The sequence below is a fragment of the Solimonas terrae genome, assembly GCF_011067135.1.
Lineage (GTDB): Bacteria > Pseudomonadota > Gammaproteobacteria > Nevskiales > Nevskiaceae > Solimonas > Solimonas terrae.
The window spans coordinates 1-1,311 of the sequence record NZ_JAAMOW010000019.1; the positions used below are offsets into that span (position 1 = coordinate 1).

At 65.4% G+C, this 1,311-nt stretch carries 1 protein-coding gene; it reads right to left on the reverse strand.

Annotation, left to right across the window (positions count from 1 at the left end; all coding sequences use genetic code 11):
- The coding region (locus G7Y85_RS20020) for an acyl-CoA carboxylase subunit beta (RefSeq protein WP_166261801.1) at positions 1 to 1,311 on the reverse strand (1,311 nt) is incomplete at both ends.

Sequence of the window (1,311 nt, forward strand, 5' to 3'; positions counted from 1 at the left end):
TCGGCCTGCGTCAGCTTCCTGCCCTGCTTGGCGAGCTGGCGGATCTTGACGTCGGCGAGGGTATTGGCGGCCTGCTCGGCGCCCATCACGCTGATCTGACTCTGCGGCCATGCGAACATGAAGCGCGAGTCGAAGGCCCTGCCGCTCATGCCGTAGTTGCCGGCACCGAAGGAGCCGTGGCACATCACCGTGAACTTCGGCACCTCGCAGTTCGACACCGCCATGATCATCTTGGCGCCGTCCTTGGTGATGCCGCGACGCTCGTATTCCTTGCCGACCATGAAGCCGGTGATGTTCTGCAGGAACACGATCGGCGTGCGCGCCTGATTGCAGAGTTCGATGAAGTGCGCGCCCTTGAGTGCCGAGTCGTTGAACAGCACGCCGTTGTTGGCGAGGATGCCGATCTTGTAGCCCCACAGATGCGCGTAACCGCAGATCAGGGTCTTGCCGTAGGCCGGCTGGTATTCGTGGAAGCGCGAGCCGTCGACGAGGCGCGCGATCACCTCGTGCATGTCGAAACCCTGCTTGATGTCCTGCGGCAGGATGCCGTACAGCTCGGCCGGGTCGTAGTGCGGCGCTTCCGGCGGCTGCCATTCGGTATGCGCTTTCTGTGGCCGCTTGAACTGCGCGACGATGTCGCGGGCGATGGCGATCGCCTCTTCTTCCGATGACGCCGGATAGTCGGCGGTGCCGGAGACACTGGTGTGCATGTCGCAGCCGCCCAGCTCGTCGACCGACACGTCCTCACCGGTCGCCGCCTTCACCAGCGGCGGGCCGGCGAGGAAGATCGCGCCCGTGCCGCGGACGATGACGTTGTAGTCGGAAAGACCCGGCACATAGGCCCCACCTGCCGTGCAGTGGCCCAGCACCACCGACACCTGCTGGATGCCCATCTTGGACAGCAGGCACTGGTTGCGGAAGATGCGACCCGCGTAGTACTTGTCGGCGAACAGCTCGGCCTGCAGCGGCAGGAAGCCGCCGGCCGAATCGCAGAGATGCACGACCGGCAGACGGTTCTCGATCGCGATGTCGAGCGCGCGTACGGTCTTCTTCACCGTCAGCGGGTACCAGGCGCCACCTTTGACCGACGCATCGCCAGCATTGATGACGACCTCACGGCCGGAGACGATGCCGATGCCGGTCACGCAGCCCGCACCCGGTACCTCGCCGTCATAGGCTTCATTGGCCGCCAGCGACGAGAACTCCAGGAACGGCGTGCCCGGATCGAGCAGCTGGGCCAGACGCTCGCGCACCAGCAGCTTGTTCTGCGAACGCAGGCGGTCGATATCGCGCTGCGGCCGGTCGTCGCGG